General features: G+C 63.3%; 21 protein-coding genes. 6 read left to right on the top strand and 15 right to left on the bottom strand.

Translation table 11 applies throughout. From position 1 onward, the window contains the following. Positions 1-89 precede the first annotated feature (89 nt). From AAFG07_RS19950 to AAFG07_RS19930, 5 genes are all read right to left on the bottom strand, one after another. Entirely contained in the window at positions 90-698 is a 609-nt protein-coding gene (locus AAFG07_RS19950; protein WP_342711554.1) for a riboflavin synthase, read from the bottom strand. Then, on the bottom strand, positions 698-1,870 hold the full coding sequence (ribD, locus tag AAFG07_RS19945) for a bifunctional diaminohydroxyphosphoribosylaminopyrimidine deaminase/5-amino-6-(5-phosphoribosylamino)uracil reductase RibD (RefSeq protein WP_342728729.1): 1,173 nt from the start codon (positions 1,868-1,870) through the stop codon (positions 698-700). The genes AAFG07_RS19950 and ribD overlap by 1 nt, the downstream gene beginning before the upstream one ends. Then, entirely contained in the window at positions 1,867-2,349 is a 483-nt protein-coding gene (nrdR, locus tag AAFG07_RS19940; protein ID WP_050400938.1) for a transcriptional regulator NrdR, read from the bottom strand. The genes ribD and nrdR overlap by 4 nt, the downstream gene beginning before the upstream one ends. Positions 2,350-2,375: 26 nt before the next feature. Further along, positions 2,376-3,677: a serine hydroxymethyltransferase gene (glyA, locus tag AAFG07_RS19935; RefSeq protein WP_342728728.1), complete on the bottom strand. Its 1,302-nt coding sequence runs from the start codon at positions 3,675-3,677 to the stop codon at positions 2,376-2,378. Between the two features lie 396 nt (positions 3,678-4,073). Next, complete coding sequence (locus AAFG07_RS19930; RefSeq protein WP_342728727.1) at positions 4,074-5,891, bottom strand: AAA family ATPase; 1,818 nt, start codon at positions 5,889-5,891, stop codon at positions 4,074-4,076. A 772-nt stretch (positions 5,892-6,663) separates the two neighbouring features. On the opposite strand from AAFG07_RS19930, the gene AAFG07_RS19925 reads away from it, so the two are divergent. Further along, positions 6,664-8,940 carry a TonB-dependent siderophore receptor gene (locus tag AAFG07_RS19925; protein WP_342728726.1) on the top strand — a complete coding sequence of 759 codons (2,277 nt, stop codon included), beginning with the start codon at positions 6,664-6,666 and terminating at the stop codon, positions 8,938-8,940. Between the two features lie 255 nt (positions 8,941-9,195). Here the strand turns inward: AAFG07_RS19925 and AAFG07_RS19920 are convergent, their stop codons facing one another. The 4 genes from AAFG07_RS19920 to AAFG07_RS19905 all read right to left on the bottom strand — a co-directional run bounded on the left by AAFG07_RS19920 (position 9,196) and on the right by AAFG07_RS19905 (position 12,587). Continuing rightward, positions 9,196-9,477 (bottom strand): hypothetical protein, encoded by a 282-nt coding sequence (locus AAFG07_RS19920; protein ID WP_342728725.1) that lies wholly within the window; start codon positions 9,475-9,477, stop codon positions 9,196-9,198. 145 nt (positions 9,478-9,622) lie between these two features. Next, positions 9,623-11,122, bottom strand: a complete 1,500-nt coding sequence (locus tag AAFG07_RS19915; protein WP_342728724.1) for a tripartite tricarboxylate transporter permease — start codon at positions 11,120-11,122, stop codon at positions 9,623-9,625. Then, positions 11,122-11,622 (bottom strand): tripartite tricarboxylate transporter TctB family protein, encoded by a 501-nt coding sequence (locus tag AAFG07_RS19910; RefSeq protein WP_342728723.1) that lies wholly within the window; start codon positions 11,620-11,622, stop codon positions 11,122-11,124. The genes AAFG07_RS19915 and AAFG07_RS19910 overlap by 1 nt, the downstream gene beginning before the upstream one ends. Continuing rightward, a complete protein-coding gene (locus tag AAFG07_RS19905) occupies positions 11,619-12,587 on the bottom strand; it encodes a tripartite tricarboxylate transporter substrate-binding protein (protein ID WP_342728722.1) in 969 nt (322 codons plus the stop codon). Before AAFG07_RS19905 ends, AAFG07_RS19910 begins: the two co-directional genes overlap by 4 nt. A gap of 1,056 nt (positions 12,588-13,643) precedes the next feature. Here AAFG07_RS19905 and AAFG07_RS19900 point away from each other — a divergent pair. After that, positions 13,644-13,766, top strand: a complete 123-nt coding sequence (locus tag AAFG07_RS19900; protein ID WP_342728721.1) for a hypothetical protein — start codon at positions 13,644-13,646, stop codon at positions 13,764-13,766. 804 nt (positions 13,767-14,570) lie between these two features. Here the strand turns inward: AAFG07_RS19900 and AAFG07_RS19895 are convergent. The 4 genes from AAFG07_RS19895 to AAFG07_RS19880 form a co-directional block, all read right to left on the bottom strand. Continuing rightward, positions 14,571-14,792, bottom strand: coding sequence for a hypothetical protein (locus AAFG07_RS19895; protein ID WP_342728720.1), 222 nt, complete (start codon positions 14,790-14,792; stop codon positions 14,571-14,573). Positions 14,793-14,812: 20 nt separating this feature from the next. Beyond that, entirely contained in the window at positions 14,813-15,043 is a 231-nt protein-coding gene (locus AAFG07_RS19890) for a hypothetical protein (protein WP_176530919.1), read from the bottom strand. A gap of 188 nt (positions 15,044-15,231) precedes the next feature. Further along, positions 15,232-15,750 carry a MarR family winged helix-turn-helix transcriptional regulator gene (locus tag AAFG07_RS19885; protein WP_018271925.1) on the bottom strand — a complete coding sequence of 173 codons (519 nt, stop codon included), beginning with the start codon at positions 15,748-15,750 and terminating at the stop codon, positions 15,232-15,234. Between the two features lie 664 nt (positions 15,751-16,414). After that, complete coding sequence (locus tag AAFG07_RS19880; RefSeq protein WP_016845013.1) at positions 16,415-16,876, bottom strand: DUF6163 family protein; 462 nt, start codon at positions 16,874-16,876, stop codon at positions 16,415-16,417. A gap of 218 nt (positions 16,877-17,094) precedes the next feature. Here AAFG07_RS19880 and hemB point away from each other — a divergent pair, with 218 nt between their 5' ends. Beyond that, positions 17,095-18,159 (top strand): porphobilinogen synthase, encoded by a 1,065-nt coding sequence (gene hemB / locus AAFG07_RS19875; RefSeq protein ID WP_342728719.1) that lies wholly within the window; start codon positions 17,095-17,097, stop codon positions 18,157-18,159. A 5-nt stretch (positions 18,160-18,164) separates the two neighbouring features. Here hemB and AAFG07_RS19870 read toward each other — a convergent pair whose 3' ends face one another. Further along, positions 18,165-18,749 carry a DUF6151 family protein gene (locus tag AAFG07_RS19870; RefSeq protein ID WP_342728718.1) on the bottom strand — a complete coding sequence of 195 codons (585 nt, stop codon included), beginning with the start codon at positions 18,747-18,749 and terminating at the stop codon, positions 18,165-18,167. Between the two features lie 205 nt (positions 18,750-18,954). On the opposite strand from AAFG07_RS19870, the gene AAFG07_RS19865 reads away from it, so the two are divergent. The 3 genes from AAFG07_RS19865 to AAFG07_RS19855 all read left to right on the top strand — a co-directional run bounded on the left by AAFG07_RS19865 (position 18,955) and on the right by AAFG07_RS19855 (position 21,207). Further along, the gene (locus tag AAFG07_RS19865) at positions 18,955-19,512 is read left to right on the top strand and encodes an RDD family protein (RefSeq protein WP_342728717.1); all 558 of its coding nucleotides are present in this window, start codon (positions 18,955-18,957) and stop codon (positions 19,510-19,512) included. Between the two features lie 86 nt (positions 19,513-19,598). Further along, complete coding sequence (locus tag AAFG07_RS19860; RefSeq protein ID WP_092114746.1) at positions 19,599-20,375, top strand: arginyltransferase; 777 nt, start codon at positions 19,599-19,601, stop codon at positions 20,373-20,375. Positions 20,376-20,443: 68 nt separating this feature from the next. Next, positions 20,444-21,207 (top strand): IS5 family transposase gene (locus AAFG07_RS19855; RefSeq protein WP_342722457.1). Its coding sequence is split into 2 segments (ribosomal slippage): positions 20,444-20,779 and positions 20,782-21,207, totalling 762 coding nucleotides; the frame shifts between segments, so codons are not numbered across the junction. A 27-nt stretch (positions 21,208-21,234) separates the two neighbouring features. Here AAFG07_RS19855 and AAFG07_RS19850 read toward each other — a convergent pair. Then, entirely contained in the window at positions 21,235-22,608 is a 1,374-nt protein-coding gene (locus tag AAFG07_RS19850) for an Nramp family divalent metal transporter (protein ID WP_342728716.1), read from the bottom strand. Positions 22,609-22,646 lie beyond the last annotated feature (38 nt).

Genomic DNA, 22,646 nt, shown 5'->3' with positions numbered 1-22,646 from the left:
CCGCTATGCATAGGCCATCCGGCTGGAAGCCGCCCGAGGTGAACAGGCAGATAAGGATGTCTGTCTCGGCCGCAATGCCGAGACCTGAGCTATTTCATCTCCGACAGCCGCGCCGCATAGCGGGCCATCAGATCAACCTCGATATTGACCTCGCTGCCGGCCTTCCAGCCGCTCAGGGTCGTGACGGACAGCGTGTGCGGGATGATCAGCACCGAAAAGGTGACGTCGTCGACCGTATTCACGGTCAGCGAAACGCCGTCCAGCGTGATGGATCCCTTGGCGGCGATGAAGCGCGCCAGTTCGCGGGTGGTTCGCAGCTCGAAGCGCGCCATGTCCGGCAGATCGTCGCGCTTGACGATGGTGGCGATCCCGTCGGCATGGCCGGCCACGATGTGACCGCCGAGCTCGTCGCCGATCTTGAGCGCGCGCTCGAGGTTGAGCCGGCCACCCTGCGCCCAGTGCCTGGCGGTGGTCATGCCGAGCGTCTCGGCCGCAGCATCGACGTCGAACCAGGTCTTGCCGTCAGCGGTGCCGGAGGCGACCACGGTGAGGCAGACGCCGTTGCAGGCGATCGAGGCGCCGTCGGCGATCGTGGTCTGGTCGTAGTCGCAGGCAATCCGCATCCGGTGCAGCTGCCCCTGCGCCACTGGCTTCAGGCTGGTGATCTCACCGATATCGGTGACAATTCCGGTAAACATTACGCACGCTCGTAGATCATGAGACTGTCGTTATCGAGGGTTTCGCTAGCACGAAGGCGGAAGGCGGGCGACTGCGTGATTGCGTCGAGCGGCATTGCGTCCAGCGCGGGAACGCCATCGCCACCGATCGTGTCAGGTCCGCGCAACAGCCAGATTTCATCGACCAAGCCGGCTGCCACGAAAGAATTTGCCACGCGCGCGCCGCCTTCGACCATCAGCCGCGTGATGCCCTTCTCCGCCAGCGCATGCAACACCGCCGGCAGATCGAGCCCCGGCTGCGCGCCTGAGGAAACACGGATCACCTCTGCCCCGGCAGCACCGAGCTTCATCGCGGCCGGCGCCTCGGCAAGATCCGATGTCATCACCCAGAGCGGCGTCTCGCGCGCCGAATGCACCAGGCGGCTGTCGCCCGAGATCCGCAGCGCACGATCCAGCACCACGCGCACCGGCGAACGCGCCGCCATGCCGGGCAACCGGCAGGTCAGGAGCGGATCGTCGGCCTTCACCGTGCCGATCCCGACCAGGATCGCATCGCTCTGCGCGCGCAACAGATGCACTCGCCTCTGCGCAGCCTCGCCGGTGATCGCTACCGGCTTGTGGCCGCCGGCTGCGATCTTGTCGTCGGCGGACACCGCAAGCTTGAGGATCACATGCGGGCGCTTGTCCGTGATACGGCGGAAATGCCCGGCATGGTCGCGCGCGGCCTCGGGCGCGCACAGCCCGACATCGACCGCGATCCCGGCGGCGCGCAGCTTGGCGTGCCCCTTGCCGCCGACCTCCGGATTGGGGTCTTCGATCGCCGACACCACGCGGGCAAGCCCGGCCGCGACGACGGCATCCGCGCAAGGCGGCGAGCGGCCGAAATGCGAGCAGGGTTCGAGCGTGACATAGAGCGTTGCGCCGCGCGCCGCGTCACCCGCGCGCCTCAATGCCTCGACCTCGGCATGCGGGCGGCCGCCGGGCTGGGTCCAGCCGCGGCCGACAATCACGCCGTCCTTGACGATGACGGCGCCGACCGCCGGATTGGGCCAGGTGCGCCCGAGCCCGCGGCGGCCGAGCGCAAGCGCGAGCTGCATGAAGCGCAGATCGGCGGCTTTTGCCGTTTCCTTGGCAGCTTCTTTGGCCTCTTTGGCCTTCTGCCCGAGCTGCTCTTCCAGAATGCGGAAGATCATTTTCGCAACGTCGCGATCCGCGGGTCCTCTTCGCCGGTCAGCTCGTCGAGCACGGCCTCAAAGTCCTTGGCCTCGCGGAAGTTACGGTAGACCGAGGCGAAGCGCACATAGGCGACGTCGTCGAGCTGGCGCAGATGCTCCATCACGATCTCGCCGATCGCCTCCGAGGAGACCTCCGCCTCGCCGCCGCTTTCGAGCTCGCGCACGATGGTGGACACCATCTTCTCCACCCGCTCGGATTCCACCGGGCGTTTGCGCAACGAGATCTGCAGCGAGCGCACCAGCTTGTCGCGGTCGAACGGCACGCGGCGGCCGTTGCGCTTGATCACGGTGAGCTCACGCAGCTGCACCCGCTCGAAGGTCGTGAAGCGGAAGTTGCAGGCCATGCACACGCGGCGCCTGCGGATGACCGCGGAGTCCTCGGTCGGACGCGAGTCCTTGACCTGCGTATCAAGTGAGTTGCAGCTCGGGCAGCGCATCCGACGAGACCTCTAGCGGCGAACGACTACTGATAGATCGGGAAGCGATCGGTCAGCGCCTTGACGCGTTCCTTGATCGCGGCCTCGACCAGCGGCGCCTTGCCGTCCGGCGACTGCGCCAGCGCGTTCAGCACTTCCGCGATCATGCCGCCGACCTGCTTGAACTCGGCGACGCCGAAGCCGCGCGTCGTCGCAGCCGGCGTACCGAGACGCAGGCCCGAGGTGACGAACGGCTTCTCGGGATCGAACGGGATGCCGTTCTTGTTGCAGGTGATCGCCGCGCGCACCAGCGCCTTCTCCGAGATGTTGCCCTTCAGGCCCTTCGGCCTGAGATCCACCAGCATCAGGTGGTTGTCGGTGCCGCCGGAGACGATATCGAGGCCATGGCTGCGCAGCGTCTCCGCCAGCGCCTTGGCGTTCTCGACCACGTTCTTGGCGTAGACCTTGAAGTCCGGCCGCAGCGCTTCGGCGAACGCCACCGCCTTGGCGGCGATGACGTGCATCAGCGGACCGCCCTGCAGACCGGGGAAGATCGCCGAGTTCAGCTTCTTGGCGAGCGTCTCGTCATTGGTGAGGATCAGGCCGCCGCGCGGACCGCGCAGCGACTTGTGCGTCGTGGTGGTGGTGACGTGGGCGTGCGGCACCGGCGAGGCATGCACGCCGCCGGCGACGAGGCCCGCGAAATGCGCCATGTCGACCAGCAGATACGCACCGACCGAGTCTGCGATCTCGCGGAAGCGCTTGAAGTCCCACGCGCGCGAATAGGCCGAGCCGCCGGCGATGATCAGCCTCGGCTTGACCTGTTCGGCCTGCTTCTGGACTTCGTCCATGTCGATGATCTGATCCTCGCGGCGCACGGTGTAGTGCGCGGCCTTGAACCACTTGCCGGACATGTTGACCGGCGAGCCGTGGGTGAGATGGCCGCCGGCGGCGAGGTCGAGACCCATGAAGGTGTCGCCCGGCTGCAGCAGCGCCAGGAACACCGCCTGGTTCATCTGGCTGCCGGAGTTCGGCTGGACGTTGGCGAACCCGGCGCTGAACAGCTTCTTGGCGCGCTCGATCGCCAGGTTCTCGGCGACGTCGACCCACTCGCAACCGCCGTAGTAGCGCGCGCCCGGATAACCTTCCGCGTATTTGTTGGTCATCACCGAGCCCTGCGCCTCCAGCACCGCGCGGCTGACGATGTTCTCGGAGGCGATCAGCTCGATCTCATGGCGCTGCCGGCCGAGCTCGCCCTTGATCGCGGCGGCGATCTCGGGATCGGCCTCGGCAAGGGTTGCCGTGAAGAAGGAATCGGGCGCGGAAGCGGTCTTGGAGGAAGAGGTCATCGGCGAAATATCTCCACCGCCGCAAGCCTTTACACGGGATGCGGACGGTCACGAGTGGCGGTCGAAGCTGGTTTCAGAGGGTTATCACATCACCCCAAAATGGCCAAGCCGTTGCGGTCCCCGGCGGTCAATTATGCCAGATATGGTGGGGATGCCGGGGATTGCCAGCCGGCGGGGCCGGCCCGCCCGCGGCTCGGTCCCAGGCGCCAGCCGCTCGCCTTGCGCCTGCTTTCAACAATAATGATGGAACAGAGCAAGTTTCCGACTTGAGGCAATAGGCCGAGCCCAGCTCCGCAAACACGTCTGGCGGCGCGAACCGAAATGGCTCGCCTTCATAGGTGGCGGCTCGTCGCTACCAGTGCGCTCTGAAAGAGCAAGCCCGCTCCCGAACCTGGATCAGTCGTCCGACTCTACGGTGACTTGCGATGAAGCAAAGAGCCCTAGATCGGCAAGCAATAGCTTCATTTCTACCGGTACCTCGTGAACAGCCATAGCGTCCACAATCGACGTTGCTGTCAGATTGATCCCAAACTGATCCTGCAAGTGAGCATTCATCGCGCTGAGGGCTTCCTTGCCAGGGATGACGGCTAGTCGATTGTCTGGCGAGCCCCACAATTCTTCAAACTCAGTTATTATCGCTTCGCTGAACGTGGCTTCGTTTATGCCGGAAGACCGATGCCTCTGGAAGTTTCGACGAGCAGTAAGATACTGAGCCTGAACGTAAGCCTTCTTTTGACGAGCGAAATCGTCCAGAAACTCCGCCGCGAATGGCTCAAATTTTGATCGCTCGACTTTGCCGGACCTCCGCGCCTGATCAGCAGCTTTTCGCTCGGCCGCACGATCAATGGCTGTCGGAACAAGCACAAAGTTCTCAATTTCCTTCCGATGATGGATGTGCACGACCGAACAAAATTTCTCACATTCCAACGTGATAGATTCTCGCTCAACCTGACTTCGATAATCCTTGTCTAGAATTGCGGCAGCCAGAATCTTACGCCCTAGTGTGGTCTCCATTCCGATCTTGAGGCTTCGAATTCTTTCTGGATTGAAACCTTCGACAGGTATAACCGCGAACTGCGTTCTGTTACCAACGTTTACGTATTCAAGCTTCAGAGCGAACTTCGACAGCAGTTGAAAGTCCTGCCCCTCTACGAAAACAGCGCGTCGTGACTTAGCGAGCTGTGTCAAGATCGGATTCAAGTTCGAACCCAATATCGAGAACACTTCCTCTAGCTGACCTGGCTGTTTGATTCTGCGTCCCGTTCTCCGCTGCTTGTTAATCAACACAATGTCGTCGATCTCGGCTTCCGTTATGATCTCGGTCGAATGAGTAGCGATCAGGATGTCGGGTCCCATGTCTCTGAGAAGCTCAATCAACTGCCGCTGCAGCTCCGAATGGAGATAGATGTCCGGCTCATCGATTAAGAATAACGCCGTTTCGCGCGACTGCACGATGTGGGTGAGCATTTGACACCACACCTGAAATCCAAAGCCGGCCCAAAAGATTTCTCGGGGAATTCGCTCCTCGGGACAAAACATGTGGAGACGCGGTTTTCCGTGTGTCGTATCGACGATCGGGCGCTCTATGTCCATTCCTGGCCACGTCCGAATGAGAGCCGAGCGGAATTCATCGAATTTTTCAGGAAAACGGTACCAAATATTTCGAAAGTTTCGCGCTGCACGGTAATTGAAGAGAGCAAGTCGCGCGGCTTCCTCTTCGAACAGATTTTCGTTGTGTTCCAAAGGCCCAAGGATCGGCACAAAGCCAATTCTACAGTTGAAGTGCGATTTAAACGTACTGGGTGTGAATTGAGATTTCCCCCCCGACTGAGCAATCAAGTAACAAACTCCTTGCTCGGGAAAATAGAGCATCAACTCATTGGAATTTGATAGTTTGAACCGAATAGTGGCCGACTCGGAGTCGTCGTAATTGTAGAACAGATTCTCCTCGGCTATCGAAATGCTACGGAGATCGATGCTGTAGCCATGTGTCATTCCCACACCGCTTGGCCCCCGAATTACCACCGAACCCCGACTGAACGCTCGCCGCATTCCAGCCGCAAGAATTCGGAACGCAGCTAGAATCGTCGACTTTCCAGCATTGTTCGGTCCCACCAGGATATTGAAATGCTGAAGTGACAGATTGAACTTTTTGAAGGCCTTGAAACGGTGGAATTCCACCGCAACGAAGCGAGTTGCATCGTCGTTTCTCATAGTTCCCCCCGACCAGTGATACCTCTATCGCGCCGGGAACATTAATTTGCAAGGCATGTTCTACCTCGGATCGCCTCCACAACTTCCAGATGTCGCGCGTTATGTAGCCGTAAGGCCAACAGGTGATGCTCGGAGAACACAACAACCTGTTCACGTTGAGACTCAGCGTTCCCCGCAACGCGTCCCTCTCGTTCGTCGTTGGCCCGTGCAAGACACTGCGAAGGAAGCCGATGATCGAACCCACGAAACCCGCAGCGGCTGCCAAACTGACGGTGGCAACCGCAACGCCTACTTTCGTTTAGTATCCGGCGGCGCGTTCCGCTTCGATCCTACACTAGCAGGCACGTGATCTATCCTCGTTACGATGGCAGCCCCCGGCCGACTGACGCGGCGGCCGACCGGGGTGACCTGGTGCCCCCGTTCCCGATCGCGCGACCAGCCGAGGCTGACGCCTCAACACGAGCCGCGCCCTCGAGCGTCACCAGTGCCGATCCCCCAATCACGCGACGGCCGACTATCTGGATCATCACGCGAGCGATCATGATGCATCGAGTCACGAGATGATTTTGAATCGTTCGATTTTTGAATCGTTCAACACTGGATCGATTCAAGCCTCTCACGCGATGCGTGCAATTGTGCGTCGTACTCCGTTGTCGCTCAGTCACACACATCAGCTTTGCGCACAGCTTCGATAGCTTCTAACGGCGCGCGGGCTGTTCGCGAAAATCATCGTGATAACGACGCCGAAGAAATCTTCTCTTGGGGGCGTTGAATGACGGACGGATGGATTCGGCCGCAGCGGTTTGCTGCTTCGGCTCTGGTGGTGCTTTCGGTTGCGGGTGCGGACGAGGTGTTCGCGCAGACGCAATTGCCGTCCGTGACGGTCGATGCGCCCCACCGGCAAGCGGCGCGATCGCAGCAGCCTTCGCAACGGACCACGCGCGCACGAAGCGCCTCGCGCCGCGCCACAGTCGCGCCAGCGGGAGCGCAGTCACAGGCGGCACAGCAGGCTGCAAGCGCAGGCGGCGGACACGAGCGCGCCAACGGCCCGGTCACCGGCTACCTGGCGCGGCAGAGCGCCAGCGGCACCAAGACCAGCACGCCGATCATCCAGACGCCGCAATCGGTGACGGTCATCAGCGCCGAGCAGATCCGCGACCAGAAGATCGTCAGCAAGTTCGACGAGGTGCTGCGCTACACGCCGGGCGTCATCGGTGGCACCTACGGCGCGGATTTCCGCAACGACTGGTTCATGATCCGCGGCTTCCCCGCGCAGAACGAGTCGCTGTTCCTCGACGGCCTGCAGCTGTTCTACACCTCCTATGCGAGCTGGAAGCTGCAGCCCTTCAATCTCGAGCGCGTCGAGGTGCTGCGCGGTCCGTCTGGCATCCTGTATGGCGGCTCGGCGCCGGGCGGCCTCGTCAACGCGGTGAGCAAGCTGCCGTCCGCCGAGCCCATCCGCTACATCGAGACCGGCGTCAACAATTTCGGCAACGCCTATACCCAGTTCGACATCGGCGGCGCGGCGGCGCAGCCCGGCGGCGGACAGGTGCAGTACCGCCTGGTCGGCCAGGCCCAGGGCGGCGGCACCCAGACCGATTATGTCTACGACAATAATTTCTTCTTCGCCCCGTCGGTGACCTGGCGGCCCGATGCCGACACCAGCCTCACCGTGTTCGGCATGGCCTCGCACAGCAACACCCGCGCGCTGAACTTCCTGCCCTATGTCGGCACCGTCACCAACGCGCCGTTCGGCCGGATTCCGACCAGCCTGTTCGCCGGCGATCCCAGCGTCGACCAATTCCGCCGCGACCAGGAGATGGTCGGCTATCAGTTCCAGAAGAGCGTGACTGACAACGTCGACTTCCGCCAGAACGCGCGCATGGCGCATGTCGACGTCTATTACGCCGGCCTCTACGGGCTCGGCTACGCCACGACGCCGGCAGCCGCCGACATCACCCGCGGCAATTTCTACACCCGCGGCATCGCGACGCAGCTCAACCTCGACAATCAGCTCGAATATCGCTTCTCCACCGGCGCGCTGCAGCACACCGCGCTGGTCGGCGTCGACCTGAAATATTACGGCATCGACGACCGGCAGGGTTTTGGCATGGGCACGAATCTCAACGTGCTCAATCCGGTCTACGGCAACAACCTGCCATATGGCGGCCCGCTGTATCAGAACGCCTACCTGACGCAGGGCATGGCCGGGCTCTATCTGCAGGATCAGGTCAAGCTCGACCGCCTGACGGTCGTGCTGTCGGGGCGGCAGGACTGGGTTGACCTCACCAACAACAACCGGATCGGCGCCGATCAAAGCCGTGAAGACAGCAAGTTCTCGGGGCGCGTCGGGGCGATCTACAATTTCGACAGCGGCGTCGCGCCTTACGTTTCCTACATGACCGGCTACAATCCGGTCATCGGCACCAACGCCGCCGGCCAATTGCTGCTGCCGGAGACCTCCGAGCAGACCGAGGTCGGCGTCAAATACGAGCCGGTCGGGCTCAATGCGCGGTTCGGCGTCGCGCTGTTCGACCTGAAGCGCAAGAACGCGCTGACCACAGATCCGAACAACACGCTGTTCCAGACCCAGAATGGCGAGGTCACCTCACGCGGCGTCGAGCTCGAGGCTGTCGCGAACATCACGCGGGATTTCAAGCTGGTGGCGAGCTACACCAATTACGAGCTGTTCGTCAGCAAGGACCTCAATCCCGCGCTGATCGGCACCGTGCCGACCAACACGCCGCGGCAGCTCGCCTCGGTCTGGACCGACTACACCTTCCGCGACGGCCCGCTGAGCGGCTTCGGCTTCGGCGGCGGCGTCCGCTATGTCGGCTCGTCCTATGCCGACACCGCGAACACCGCGCGCGTCCCAGGCGTCGTGCTCGGTGACCTCGCCGTGCACTACGAATGGGGCAACAACTGGCGCGCGGCGCTCAATGTCGTGAACGTCACCGACAAGATCTACGTCGCGAGCTGCGCGACGATCAGCTCCTGTTACTACGGCGATCGCCGGCGCATCACGGCAAGCCTGGCCTACAAATGGTGAGCGTGCCGCGAAACATTTCGTTCACAAATCCATCATCGAGACGGGGGGCGGCGTTCAGCCGCCTCTCCATTTTTTTGCGCCGTCAGGGTGGTGTCAGCATGTCGCGCTAGGTTCGCGCTGCGGCTACACTTGCCGCGCCCAGACTGGCCCGCTCCGAATTTGCGAGCCCCGGAGCGGGCCTTTTAGGTGGCGAAGGTTTCCCACGACAACCCAAGGGCATCCGAGCCCGTCGCACGGGCAGCACGCGGGTCGATATCAGAATGCACTCTTGAACTGCGCGACATAGTCGGGGCTGCCATAGACCCACATGGGCTCGTCGCATTGTCGTGGGCCTGTGTCGTTCATGCAGGCCGAACTCCACGGCGGAGCCGCGATCTGACGACCGACGATCCCGTATCCCTGCAGTCCGTTGCCGATTGTCGGTCCTGTGCCGACATGCGCTCGATCGCTGCCTCTGCCGGTTCGTGCATGAGCGAAGGCCTGAGTCGCGAGAGATGGCGCCAGCATGAGCGCCGCCAGAAGGTAGATCATCTTCATCGTTCAGCCGCCTTGATAGCGCCTCGCGCGGGCGAGGCATGTGCGTTGCTGAAAGGAAGACCGAAATCGGAGTTTGGATATTTCCCGATCACGCAAATGTTGGCAGCGTTACCGTCTGTCTCGACGCGGCCGATGGATTCACGTCCTAATCTTCACTCGCCTTGAACCGCCCGAGCCCTCTCAGCACGAACGGTGCCAGCAGCGCGATCAGCGCGATGCCGAGCAGCACAGCCGACATCGGGCTTTGCAGCAGCACCATGGGATCACCGAGGCTGATCGCCAGCGCGCGGCGCAGCTGGCTTTCCGCGATCGGCCCGAGGATCAGCCCGATCACGACGGGCGCGATCGGGAAATCGAACCGCCGCATCAAGAAGCCCATCACGCCGAACGCCGCCAGCATCGACAGCTCGACGACCGACGGCTTTGCCGCGATCGTGCCCATGGTCGCGAACACCAGGATGCCGGCATAGAGCCAAGGCTGCGGGATCGCGAGCAACCGCACCCACAGCCCGACCAGCGGCAGATTGAGCACGAGCAACATGCCGTTGGCGATGAACAGGCTCGCGATCAGGCCCCACACCAGATCGGGCCGCTCCGCGAACAACAGCGGCCCCGGATTGAGCCCGTATTGCTGGAAGCCCGCCAGCATCATCGCCGCAGTGGCCGAGGTCGGCAGCCCGAGCGTCAACAACGGCACCAGCGTGCCCGCAGCGGAGGCATTGTTGGCGGCTTCGGGTCCGGCGACGCCCTCGATCGCGCCCTTGCCGAATTCCTCCGGATGTTTGGTCAGCCGCCGCTCGGTTGAATAGGACAGGAAGGTCGGGATCTCGGCGCCACCGGCCGGCAGCGCCCCGATCGGAAAGCCGAACAGCGTGCCGCGCAGCCACGGCTTCCACGAGCGCCGCCAGTCCTCCCGCGTCATCCACAGCGAGCCGCGCACCGGCTCGAGCCTCTCCTCGGCGTGATGACGGCGCGAGGCGACATAGAGCGCCTCCCCCACCGCGAACAGGCCGACCGCGAGCGTCGTCACCTCGACGCCGTCGAGTAGCTCGGGGATGCCGAAGGCAAGCCGCGCCTGGCCAGTGAGCTTGTCGATCCCGACCAGCCCGAGCGTGAGGCCGATGAACAGGCTGGTGAGCCCACGGACCGGCGAGTCACCAAAGGTTGCCGACACCGTGACGAAGGCGACGCACATCAGCGCGAAGTAATCCTCCGGCCCGAACCGAACCGCGACGTCGACCAGCCACGGCGCGAGGAATGCGAGGCCGATGGTGGCGATGGTACCGGCCACGAACGAGCCGATCGCCGAGGTCGCCAGCGCCGGGCCGCCGCGGCCGGCCTTGGCCATCTTGTTGCCCTCGAGCGCGGTCGCCATCGACGCGCTCTCGCCCGGCGTGTTGATCAGGATCGCGGTGGTCGAGCCGCCATACATGCCGCCATAATAGATGCCGGCGAACATGATCAGCGAGCCGCCCGGATCGAGCTTGTAGGTCACCGGCAGCAGCAGCGCGACCGTCAGCGCCGGACCGATCCCCGGCAACACGCCGACCGCGGTGCCGAGGAACACGCCGATCAGGGCGTAGAGCAGGTTCATCGGCTGCATGGCGACCGCCATGCCGTGCGCCAGCGCGGCGAATGTGTCCATCACAGCAGTCGCTCCAGCGGGCCGGCGGGCAGGCTCAGCGTCAACAGTTTGTCGAACGCGAGGTAGATCAGGGTCGTGATCACGAGCGCGATGGCGGTATCGGCCGCGACGGCGCGCCGGCCGAAGGCGGCCGACGTCGTGACGAACAGCGCCGAGGTGGCAAGGATGAAGCCGCCACCGAGGCCGATGACGGCGATCAGCAGCGCCAGGCCGCCGATGATCAGCCACACCGGCTTCGGATCCATGCTCTCGCGCGGCGGCAGGTTGCCGCGCAGCGCGTCGATCAGATTGCCGACCGCGAGGATGACGAGGCCGATCGCGATCACGATCGGCATCGCCTCCGGGCCCATTCCGTACATCGTGGTGGACGGCAGCTTGCTCGCGTCCCACACCAACACCGCGGCGAGCGCGGCAAGCGCGGCGGCGATAACGACGCCTGCGCGATCGACGCGCCACGCCGGCGCGCGCGGGAGATTTTCCGAAGCCGTGTCCGGCGTCATGATTTCACGAGGCCGACGGACTTCAGCACCTCGGTGACCCGCGCGATCTCCTTCTTCAGGAAATCCGCGAACGCATCGCCGCCGAGATAGGCGTCATCCCAGCCCTTCTGCTTCAGGATGTCCTTCCAGGCATCGGATTTCACCATCTTCTCGACGGCATCGCTCAGCACCTTGCGTTGCTCCGGCGTGATGCCGGGCGGTGCGACCACCGAGCGCCAATTGGCCAGCACCAGCTCGATCCCCTGCTCCTTGAAGGTCGGGATGTCGACGCCGGGCAGACGCTGCGCCGAGGTCACGCCGAGTGCGCGCAGCTTGCCGGCCTTGATCTGGCCTTCGTACTCGCTGAGGCCGGAAATGCCGGCCGTGACCTTGCCGCCGAGAATGGCGGCGAGCGACTCGCCGCCGCCCGAGAACGGAATGTAATTGATCTTCTTCGCGTCGGCGCCGACCGTGCCCGCGAACAGCGCGGCCATCACGTGGTCGACGCCGCCGGCCGAGCCGCCGGCAAAGGTCACCTTGGCGATATCGGCCTTGAGCGCTGTGGCAAGATCCTGCGCCGTCTTGATCGGCGAACTCGCCGGCACGACGATGACCTGGGTCTCCTCGGTCAGGCGCGCGATCGGCGTCACCTGATCGAGCGTCACCGGCGACTTGTTCATGGCGAGCGCCCCCACCATGACGAAGCCGTTCACCATCATCTGGTTGCCGTCGCCCTTGGCGCCATTGACGAACTGCGCGATGCCGACGCTGCCGCCGGCGCCGGGCACGTTGGTGACCTGGACGCTGCGCGCGACACCGGCGGCGACCAGCGCCTGCTGCATCGAACGCGCGGTCTGATCCCAGCCGCCGCCGGGCGCTGCGGGCGCCATCAGCTTGAGCTCGAGCTGCTGCGCGGACACCGGACTGTTCGCCCCAAGCAACAGCGCGACGACCGCGCCGAACAGGCGCATGTGGGACGAGATCATGAGGCTTCCTCCTGGATTTTCAGACGCGGCCTGCCGATCGCCGGCCGCGTCCAGTCGCGTGGTCGCATCGCCAATCGAAACGCGCGGTCCCATCGGGTGATGGAATCGCTCGCCGAGCTCGCGTCTGCGCGTTCTTAGCGACCATTCGCCACAGCCTTCGGCAAGCCCGACGGCGCGACCAAGCCGTGCTGCATATCGCCGCACCTCGCTGATGGCTTTTCGCTTGCCATGATCTGAGCGGCTCGCCGGCGCACCGCTATTTGATGCCGGTCTTCGTCCAGCATGGATCGAAACGGTACGGCGAGCGCAGCCCCGGATACCGGGCCCAACCAACGACCCCCGGCGCCGGAGGTTTCACAGCACCAGGGATCGCTACTCCCGGAGGGCTTGGGGGCAAGGCCGGGAGCTGAAAGTCGACTCTCGCGGTTCCAGTTCGTTCCAGCGCATCGGCGATGACAACGCCAATTGCGCTCGCGCCTTCTCAGGCGGGAAGCGATAGCGCCTGTTCAAGGGTCGTCGCTTCAGGCAAACGCACGCGTGAAGTCCGCCAATATGACGGCGGATCGTATCGACCGTCGCTTTGCCAGGAACCAGAACGGCAAGCACGGAGTTGTCGTCATAGTCCGGGAGCGCGGAGAAAATTCCGTCCTGGCAATTTTCAATTCGGAAAGCCAGGCCGCTTCATTCATTCGCGCTCGCATCGCGAAGGGACGGTCGTGCATGCCGACGAAGCGGCATCATGGATAACTGACATGAGCGTTTCGAGGTCAAGGGAATCAACCATCAGGCGGCATACAGCCTCGATGGCGCGTGCACTGACATGGCTGAGTAAAGGGAAATGCATGGTACAGATCCGCCGCCGCGTGAAGCAAGCCGATACGCTCGAAATCCGGCTCACGCAGGGAGCGCAAGAACTTCGCGACCGCGCCGGGCAACTTCCCGCTGGTCGAGACCGTGACGCGCTACTCCAGCGAGCGCAGCATAATGAAGCCGCCGCGCACATGTCGGAATGGCTGATGTCCCCAGGTCAACGGACGCCCATCTAGGAGGGCGACGATGCAGGCGAACCATCACCGCAACCATCACCATTTCGACGGCGTGGAGCTTGCCTTTGTCGGCGCTGCGTTGGTGTCGCTGATGGCCCTGCTCGCCAGCGTGGCGTGGCTTCTGCTGCGGTGAGCAATCGAATCGAAAAGGACCGTCACACGGGCGGTCCTTTTCTGCCGGTTGGATCTGCCGGTTGGAATGGATCTGTAAAAACTCAAAAGTTGAAAAATGCTCTGTAAACAAAAGTAGTGCCGGCAGAGTGGTATTACGGCCATCCTGGCTTGCGATGAAATCCGGATCAGTACGGTGTTCCGGCGACGGAACCAGGCCGGCGGCGTTTCCGGGACACACAGATTGCTGCGCGACGCTGATTGGGATGTAGGCCGCGCCACACACTCGGTGTCGTCCTGGCGAAAGTCAGGACCCATTACCCCGCATCTCAATCGCTGCGCGACGCCGGGGCACAGCCTGTTTTCAACAAGCCAACCCTGTGGTTGATGGGGTGGACGGTTCCCTACGGCATCAGTGTGCCAGAATGAGGTTGTTGCAAATCTCAGACAAGGGGACCGTCCATGAGAGAGATTATCCGTATAGGGATGGATACGTCGAAGCATATTTTTGTGCTGCATGGGTCCTGGCTTTCGCCAGGACGACGATCGTGTGTGGTACCCGCACTGTCATCGCCCGGCTGGACCGGGCGATCCAGTACGCCGCGGCCCCTCGGCTCAAGCACTGCTGTCTCTGCAATACTGGATCACCCGCTTGCGCTTGCGCGGGTGATGACACCGAGTAGCTGTTTGGCATTTGAATCAGAATACACGCCACCGTCATTGCGAGCGCAGCGAAGCAATCCATTGCACCGCTTGTACGGAACGATGGATTGCTTCGTCGCTTCCGCTCCTCGCAATGACACCGACAGACCGCGAAGCCAGACCGCTACAGCCCGGTAAATCCGGCCTTCACATGGTCGGTGCTGCCGTCGAGCTGGCGCAGATAGGTCAGCCCGCACACGGTCAATCGATGCGTATCGCGCTCGCCCGCCTCGAACAGCGTGTGCACGTACTCTGTCACCTTCGCCCGTGCTTCGTCGCTTGCAGCGGACGTGCGGTTGAGCAGCAGATCATACGTCTGCATGATCCGATCGATCGCGGCTTCCATTGATGACTCCGGGTTGACGCTCAGGCGACCACCAGCGTCTCGGCCTCGAACTTCGCGATCGCCTTGTTGGCGAGGCGGAGTCGGTTCAGCTCACCGCGCTGGAACAGCTTCACGACGATGCCGAGCAGGCGCTCATTGGTGGCGAATGTGTCGGGAATAGCGCCGGATTTGCGCAGATAATTCGAGGCGATCGCGTAGGCGTCACCGACGACCTCGACGTTCAGCACCTCAATTCCGCGTTCGACCAACATATCCCTGCCTCTCCGTTGGGAGACGGGATAAAGCGCAGGAAACGGCTTGGTTCCTCGCCGGGACCTAATTATTTTCGCAGGTGCAACATGAAAAACGCATCGGCCGGGCATGACCGATGCGCTGACTGGAGGGAGGCTGCCGGTCTTCTCAAGTGGCCGGCTTGGCCATCAGGCGAAACGAGGAAGGCTCAGAGGCGATACAGGATCTGGTCGGTCCAGAAGCGCTCGAGGCGGTGCAGCGACTTGTTGAGGCTCGCGAACTCCTCGTTCGAGATGCCGCCGACCTGCTCGACCGTCTTGACGTGCTTCTGATAGAGCGCATCGACGATCTTGCGGACTTCCTGGCCCTGCGGGGTCAGACGGATGCGGACCGAGCGGCGATCGACGCGCGAGCGCTGATGATCGAGGAAGCCGAGCTCGACGAGCTTCTTCAGATTGTAGGAGACGTTGGAGCCGAGATAGTAGCCGCGGGTGCGCAGCTCGCCGGCGGTCAGTTCCTTGTCACCGATGTTGTAGAGGAGCAGCGCCTGCACCGAGTTGATGTCGGCGCGGCCACGACGATCGAATTCGTCCTTGATGACGTCGAGGAGCCGGCGATGCAGCCGCTCCACCAAAGTCAGGGCTTCGAGATAGAGCGGCTGCACCGGAGCTTGACCGGTAGCGCGATCAGCGGCATCCGCCGCCGTTGTCGCAACGGCTTTCATCATGACACTTCCCCTGTTTGTCGTTTTTATCGACTTTATTTCGACGAAACTTGTGTCCCGCCTGATAGGTCCAACGTAAGGGGGCCGTTTGAATATCCGCTTAAATAAGAGAATAAAGAGATCATGAATTTAAGACAGTGAATCGTGGATTAAGCCCATGGATCAAGGACTTTTCGCAACTGTTCATTGACGGTGGCAGGCCCCTGTTCACGCTTCGTGTGCATCACCTGTCACATTCGGAAACAGCAGCGTCCGAATTCGAAACGGTGGCGTAACGGGTATGAGGGAACCCTTTACGGTGACCGATCGGTTACCGGAAAATTCTTCGAAAATTTTATGGGAGTGCATCGGGGCGGGACGCGTGGGACGCGCGCAAGCGGCCCCCGTTCGTCGCCGCGGCCAGATCGGTTCCGCCGTCGGCCCGCGCAAAGCCGGCCGGCACACGCGCCGAGATCCGGTGAAATGGGTCCCGACGGCAGGTCCCGCAAAGGCGCTGCCGCGATGGGCCGCCTTAAATGGGATGCGATCTGAGGCATCCACCTAGCAGAACCAGCGACGCTGTCTTCTCGTTGCGCGCACGACTGCCAAATATTGGCTGTCACCGTCAGCTCTTCGCCGCGCTGTCGCAGCCGGGCAACAGTGCATCAAGCCATTGCAGCGCGCGGGCCTATGGCGGGCGTTCGCGCGCCGACATCCAGGCCAGCGCAAGATAGGCCGCGAGCATCAGGGCCTCGAGCCCGACCACGGTGAGGCTGCCGCCATAGATGCCCGGAAACATCAGCTCGATGACTGCCATCGACACCACGGTGGTCAGCCAGACCACGGCGCCCCACGGCGTCGCGAGCCAGAGCCCGACGGCGGCGACGAGCTCGATGACGGCGAAATAGATCGTGGCGGTCTGCCAGGCCATCGACTGGTTCTCGAAGGCCTCCTCCTCGCCGCCGACGAAGCCTGTCACCTGGGCCCAGTGATAGAGGCCCTTGGCGACCGAGACGACGGCCATGATGCGCAGGAAGATGACAAGGCGCCGCGTCCACGCATTGTCGTCGGGTTCGATCCGGTCGGACGAGATCGCGCTCACCGAGATGGCGTTGTCCCGCGCCTGATCGCGTGCAGAGGTGTCAGACATCCGAATCGCCGAATGGCGGCTGCAAAATGGGGTTCATGGCGCAGTCTTGGCCCGCCGGGGGCCCAAAATCAATCGCCGTTGCGGCAAATCAAGGGCGCCAAGAGAGCAATAGGAGTGCAACAGGGCTGCAATAGCGGCGCAATGACGGCGCCCCTGACAGGTGCTAGAATCGGACTTATATCAGGTCCAGACCAGCCGTCCGTCGAGGAGAAGACAACATGGCGATCAAATTCGGGCGCCCGATCGAACTGCGCGATACGCCGCGGCGCCAGACTGATGCCCTCGCCTCCCCCTCGCTCGACCTTACGATCCGGATGCGCCGCAATCGCAAGTCGGAATGGGCCCGCCGCCTGGTGCGCGAGAACGTGCTGACCACGGACGACCTGATCTGGCCGATGTTCGTGGTCGATGGCCACAACACCCGCACGCCGGTGGCCTCGATGCCCGGCGTCGAGCGGCTCACCGTCGACCAGATCGTCCGCGACGCCGAGCGCGCCGCAAGACTCAACATCCCCTGCATCGCGCTGTTCCCCTTCACCGAGCCGGCCCTGCGCGACGAGCAAGGCTCGGAGGCCCTCAACCCCGACAATCTGGTCTGCCAGGCGGTACGCGCCATCAAGAAGGAGTTTCCCGACATCGGCGTGCTCTGCGACGTCGCGCTCGATCCCTTCACCAGCCATGGCCATGACGGGCTGATCGAAGGCGGCAAGATCCTCAACGACGAGACGGTTGCGGTTTTGGTGAAGCAGGCGCTGACCCAGGCCGAGGCAGGCTGCGACGTGATCGCGCCGTCGGACATGATGGACGGCCGCATCGGCGCGATCCGCGAGGCGCTCGACGACAACGGCTTCGGCGACGTCCAGATCATGTCCTATGCGGCGAAATATGCTTCCGCCTTCTACGGCCCGTTCCGCGACGCGATCGGCTCGGCCAAGACGCTGACCGGCGACAAGCGCACCTATCAGATGGACAGCGCCAATTCCGACGAGGCGCTGCGCGAGGTCGAGCTCGACATCGCCGAGGGCGCCGACATGGTGATGGTGAAGCCGGGCATGCCCTATCTCGACATCGTTCGTCGTGTGAAGGATCATTTCGCGATGCCGACCTTCGTGTACCAGGTGTCGGGCGAATACGCGATGATCGCGGGCGCCGCCGCCAATGGCTGGATCGACGGCGAGCGCGCGATGATGGAGAGCCTGGTCGGCTTCAAGCGCGCCGGCGCCGACGGCATCCTGACCTATTTCGCGCCGCAGGCCGCCGAGAAGATCAAGGCGGAATCGTAAGGGCGCTACACCGGTCCGGCCGACGCGGTTGGACCGCAGAGCGGGCGCAGCGCCTCGCGCTCGTCCTGCGACAGCACCCTCAGCGGGTAGATCGGCTCATTTGTCTCGCGCTGGAAGAACGGATGCGGCCAGGCCTTGCCGCGCAGGCGCCAGCCCAACACCTTGCCGATCGCGCGCAGCATCAGCGGCAGGTTGAAGCCGGTCGATCCCTTCGGGGCTTCGCCGATCGCATATTTGCCGAGGATTGCGCCGGTTGGCTTGCCGAACACCTCGTCCACGCGCACCGCGCCGCCGTCGAAGGCCTGCGCCACGATTCCGACGAACGGGACAGCAGGTGTCAGCGAGTTGCCCACCGGCGAATTGCAGCAGCTGGTGTGCCATCGGTACAGTCCTTTGGGCGTCAGCCGCAGCCCGGCGATCTTGTCATGCCCCTGCACGAAACTGAGCGACGCCGGGGCAACCTGGACGATGTCGGTCCCGCCGTGGACATCAAGCAGATCGGCCCGGCCGATCCGGTGCATGAACGCCTGGCAGTCGTCGCAGTAGCAGACGACGCGATTGACGGTCGCCGGCGCGGCGTTCGTGACCACACCCCGAACCTCGCCACAGCGGCAGCGCAACCCGATCTGTGTGCCCATATGTCCCCCGCCGTCACGCAACCTCCAGCCTACACCGAGGCGGGCGATTTCGGCCGCCGAATCGCCGGAATATTTCGGCTAGTTAATGTTCGCGCGGACTTGGCAGGTGCACCTCTCGCTCCCATGTCCTGCGCGGGAGTTTCATCGGAGGTTGGTCATGTCCTACGGCAATGACAGCGGCACTTGGCGCAGGGAAGCCTGGCGAAACGACGGCGGCGTTCCCCCGCATGCGTTCGATCCGCTGATGCAGCCGGAACTGTTCCGCGGCGTGCTGACGCGGCGGGTGTTCGCGTTCCTGATCGACCTCTTCGTGCTGTCGGTGCCGGTGATCCTGGCGGTGATCTTCATCGCGATCTTCGGCATCGTCACGCTCGGCCTCGGCTGGGCGCTGTTCTGGCTGGTCTCGCCAGCTTCGATCGTCTGGGCCATCGTCTACTATGGGGCCTCGATCGGCGGGCAGCACTCGGCCACCATCGGCATGCGCATGATGGATCTGGAACTGCGCACCTGGTACGGCGCCCGCGGCTATTTCGTGCTCGGCGCCACCCATGCGGTGCTGTTCTGGGTGACGGTCTCGTTCCTGTCGCCGCTGGTGCTCGTGATCGGGCTCCTCAATGGCCGGCGCCGGCTGCTGCACGACATCATCCTCGGAACCGTGATTATCAACAGCTCGGTCCGGACCCAGGTTACCCCGGCCGCGCGGGCCTCTTATTAGGCCCACCTAAACCAATTGACCGTTAGCCTCCGGGGGGCGATGCTAACTCGGCTGCCTGTATTGTATGTGGAGCCCGACGATCAGACGTGACCCAGCACTCGCGTGATACCCCCCAGTTCTATCTGACGGCGCCCTCGCCCTGCCCCTATCTGCCGGGCCGGCATGAGCGGAAGGTTTTCACGCACCTGGTCGGCGACAAAGCGGGCGATCTCAACGACTTGCTGACCCATGGCGGCTTCCGCCGCAGCCAGTCGATCGCCTATCGCCCGGCCTGCGACGCCTGCCGGGCCTGCGTTTCGGTCCGGGTGGTCGCCAACGAATTCCGCCCCTCCCGCAACTTCCGCAAGGTACTGGCCCGCAACGCCGACATCATCGGCGAGCAGCGCACGGCGGTGCCGACCTCGGAGCAATATTCGGTCTTCCGCGCCTATCTCGACCGCCGCCACCGCAACGGTGGCATGGCCGACATGACGGTGCTGGACTACGCCATGATGGTCGAGGACAGCCATGTCGAGACCCGGATCATCGAGTACCGCAAGCGCAATGCCGACAGCGCCATCACTGGCCGCGGCGACGAGCTGATGGCGGTGGCGCTGACCGACGTGCTCAGCGACGGGCTGTCGATGGTCTATTCCTTTTTCGAGCCGGGGCTTGAGGCCCGCTCGCTGGGCACCTTTATGATCCTCGATCATATCGCTCGCGCGCGCCGGCAGGGCCTGCCCTACGTCTATCTCGGCTACTGGATCGAGGGCTCCAAGAAGATGGACTACAAGGGCCGCTTCCTGCCGCAGCAGCGGCTCGCGCCGTCGGGCTGGCTGCGCGTCGACGCGTCAGGCGAGGCGCTGGCCGAGCCGCAGGACTAGGTGGTGTGGACTCTAAGGATTCCCTTTTAGGAGCAAATCAGATTCAAGGCTGCTTTTGGGAGGCAGCCTTGGGTGCGATGGACCGATTGGTGTTGAGCGACGCGACGTGGGAGCGGATGGCGCCGCTGATCATAGGGCGCCCCGATCAGAAGGGCTCTACCGGTCGCGACAACCGGATGTTCGTGGAAGGTGTGCTGTGGATCGTGCGTACGGGGTCTCCCTGGCGCGATCTCCCTGAGGTCTTTGGGGATTGGAACAGCGTGTTCCGACGCTTCAGCCGATGGAGCATCAAGGGTGTTTGGTGGCGGATATTCGAGGCGATGTCCGATGACCCGGACTTCGAATATCTGATCGTCGATTCCACCATCGTTCGGGCACATCAGCACGCCGCCGGGGCCAAAAAGGGGGGTCTGAAGATCAAGCGATCGGCCGCTCGCGCGGGGGCCTGAGCACCAAGATACATATGGCCGTTCGAGGCTTGGGATGTCCCGTGCGGTTCACGCTTACCGCAGGTCAGAAGGGCGATGCACCGCAGGCCGCCGCATTGATTGAGGGCTTATCCGCCGAGGTCGTCATGGCCGACACGGCCTATGATGCCGATCACTTGCGCCAAGCCATCGCCGCCAAGGGCGCGCTCGCCGTCATTCCCAACAACCCGTCACGCGCGCTCAAATATCCGCTCGACAAGCATCTCTATGCCCAGCGCCATCTCGTGGAATGCTGCTTCTCAAAGCTCAAGCAGTTCCGACGCGTCGCAACCCGCTTCGAAAAGACCGCCCGAAATTATCGCGCCGTCGTCACCCTCGCAGCCATTGTCCTATGGATGCGCTAGTGTCCACACTACCTAGCGCCTCTTCAGTCAGGTGCCGAAGATCGTATCGATCAGCAGCTTCACGTTCAGGATCACGATCAGGCCGGCCACGATCCACGCCGCCACCGCAACGGGGCGCGAGATCGCGAATGTGCCCATCTTGCGCTTGTCGGATACGAAGCGCACCAGCGGGATCACCGCGAACGGCAGCTGCATCGACAGCACGACCTGGCTGAACACCAAAAGCTGCGCGGTGCCGCTCTCGCCATAGAGCGCGGCCACCACAATGACCGGGACGATCGCGATGCCGCGCGTCATCAGCCGCTGCAACCAGTCAGGCAGCTTGAGGTCGAGAAAGCCTTGCATCACGATCTGGCCGGCGAGCGTCGCCGTCACCGTCGAATTGAGACCGGAGGCGAGCAGCGCCACGGCAAACAGGGTCGAGGCGATGCCGAGGCCGAGCAGCGGCGACAGCAGCTCGAAAGCCTGGTCGATCTCGGCGACATCAGAGTGGCCGCTTTTGTGGAAGGTCGCGGCCGCCAGCACCAGGATCGCGGCGTTGACGAACAGCGCCAGCATCAGCGCGATGGTGGAGTCGGTGGTCGCCCATTTGATCGCGTCGCGCCGACCCTCCTCGGTGCGCGGATAGGCGCGGGTCTGCACGATCGAGGAGTGCAGATAGAGGTTATGCGGCATCACGGTGGCGCCGATGATGCCGATCGCGATGTAGAGCATCTCCGGATTGGTGACGATCTCGCGCGACGGCATGAAGCCGCCGATCACGCCTGCAATCGGCGGCGCCGCGGCGGCGATCTGGACCACGAAGCAGACCGCGATGACGATCAACAGCGCAATCACGAAGGCTTCGAGGAAGCGGAAGCCGCGGTTCATCAGGAGCAGCAGCAGGAATGCATCGAGCGCCGCAAGCAGCGCGCCGCCGATCAGGGGAATGCCGAACAGCAGCTTGAGCGCGATCGCGGTGCCGATCACCTCGGCGAGGTCGCAGGCGATGATCGCGGCCTCGCAGGCGAGCCACAGCAGCAAATTCACCGGGCGCGAATAGGTCGCCCGGCAGGCCTGCGCCAGGTCGCGGTCGGTCGCGATGCCGAGCCGGGCGGAAAGCGCCTGCAGCAGGATCGCCATCAGGTTGGAGAGCAGGATGACCGACAGCAGCGTGTAGCCAAACTTCGATCCGCCTGCGAGATCGGTCGCCCAGTTGCCGGGGTCCATATAGCCGACCGAGACCAGATAGCCCGGCCCCGCGAAGGCCAGCAGCCGCCGCCACCACACGCCTGTGCTCGGCACCGCGACGGTTGCGTTCACCTCGGGCAGACTGCGCGCATGCCCGGCGTCGCCCCGCCAGCCACCTGGCACGGTGTCGGCAACGGAAACGGGAGCCATTCCAGGGGTGCGAGCGTCCATCCGAGAAGGATGACCGATCTCTCGCGTTATTGCAACTC

The organism is Bradyrhizobium sp. B097, from assembly GCF_038957035.1.
Classification (GTDB): Bacteria; Pseudomonadota; Alphaproteobacteria; order Rhizobiales; family Xanthobacteraceae; genus Bradyrhizobium.
This window is presented reverse-complemented; position numbering and strand designations above follow the sequence as displayed.

Bases quoted from the DNA above. Each gene is read 5' to 3' on its own strand.
- AAFG07_RS19950 (WP_342711554.1), bottom strand. From the start codon at position 698: ATGTTTACCGGAATTGTCACCGATATCGGTGAGATCACCAGCCTGAAG.
- ribD (WP_342728729.1), bottom strand. From the start codon at position 1,870: ATGATCTTCCGCATTCTGGAAGAGCAGCTCGGGCAGAAGGCCAAAGAG.
- nrdR (WP_050400938.1), bottom strand. From the start codon at position 2,349: ATGCGCTGCCCGAGCTGCAACTCACTTGATACGCAGGTCAAGGACTCG.
- glyA (WP_342728728.1), bottom strand. From the start codon at position 3,677: ATGACCTCTTCCTCCAAGACCGCTTCCGCGCCCGATTCCTTCTTCACG.
- AAFG07_RS19930 (WP_342728727.1), bottom strand. From the start codon at position 5,891: ATGAGAAACGACGATGCAACTCGCTTCGTTGCGGTGGAATTCCACCGT.
- AAFG07_RS19925 (WP_342728726.1), top strand. From the start codon at position 6,664: ATGACGGACGGATGGATTCGGCCGCAGCGGTTTGCTGCTTCGGCTCTG.
- AAFG07_RS19920 (WP_342728725.1), bottom strand. From the start codon at position 9,477: ATGAAGATGATCTACCTTCTGGCGGCGCTCATGCTGGCGCCATCTCTC.
- AAFG07_RS19915 (WP_342728724.1), bottom strand. From the start codon at position 11,122: ATGGACACATTCGCCGCGCTGGCGCACGGCATGGCGGTCGCCATGCAG.
- AAFG07_RS19910 (WP_342728723.1), bottom strand. From the start codon at position 11,622: ATGACGCCGGACACGGCTTCGGAAAATCTCCCGCGCGCGCCGGCGTGG.
- AAFG07_RS19905 (WP_342728722.1), bottom strand. From the start codon at position 12,587: ATGATCTCGTCCCACATGCGCCTGTTCGGCGCGGTCGTCGCGCTGTTG.
- AAFG07_RS19900 (WP_342728721.1), top strand. From the start codon at position 13,644: ATGCAGGCGAACCATCACCGCAACCATCACCATTTCGACGGCGTGGAG.
- AAFG07_RS19895 (WP_342728720.1), bottom strand. From the start codon at position 14,792: ATGGAAGCCGCGATCGATCGGATCATGCAGACGTATGATCTGCTGCTC.
- AAFG07_RS19890 (WP_176530919.1), bottom strand. From the start codon at position 15,043: ATGTTGGTCGAACGCGGAATTGAGGTGCTGAACGTCGAGGTCGTCGGT.
- AAFG07_RS19885 (WP_018271925.1), bottom strand. From the start codon at position 15,750: ATGATGAAAGCCGTTGCGACAACGGCGGCGGATGCCGCTGATCGCGCT.
- AAFG07_RS19880 (WP_016845013.1), bottom strand. From the start codon at position 16,876: ATGTCTGACACCTCTGCACGCGATCAGGCGCGGGACAACGCCATCTCG.
- hemB (WP_342728719.1), top strand. From the start codon at position 17,095: ATGGCGATCAAATTCGGGCGCCCGATCGAACTGCGCGATACGCCGCGG.
- AAFG07_RS19865 (WP_342728717.1), top strand. From the start codon at position 18,955: ATGTCCTACGGCAATGACAGCGGCACTTGGCGCAGGGAAGCCTGGCGA.
- AAFG07_RS19850 (WP_342728716.1), bottom strand. From the start codon at position 22,608: ATGGACGCTCGCACCCCTGGAATGGCTCCCGTTTCCGTTGCCGACACC.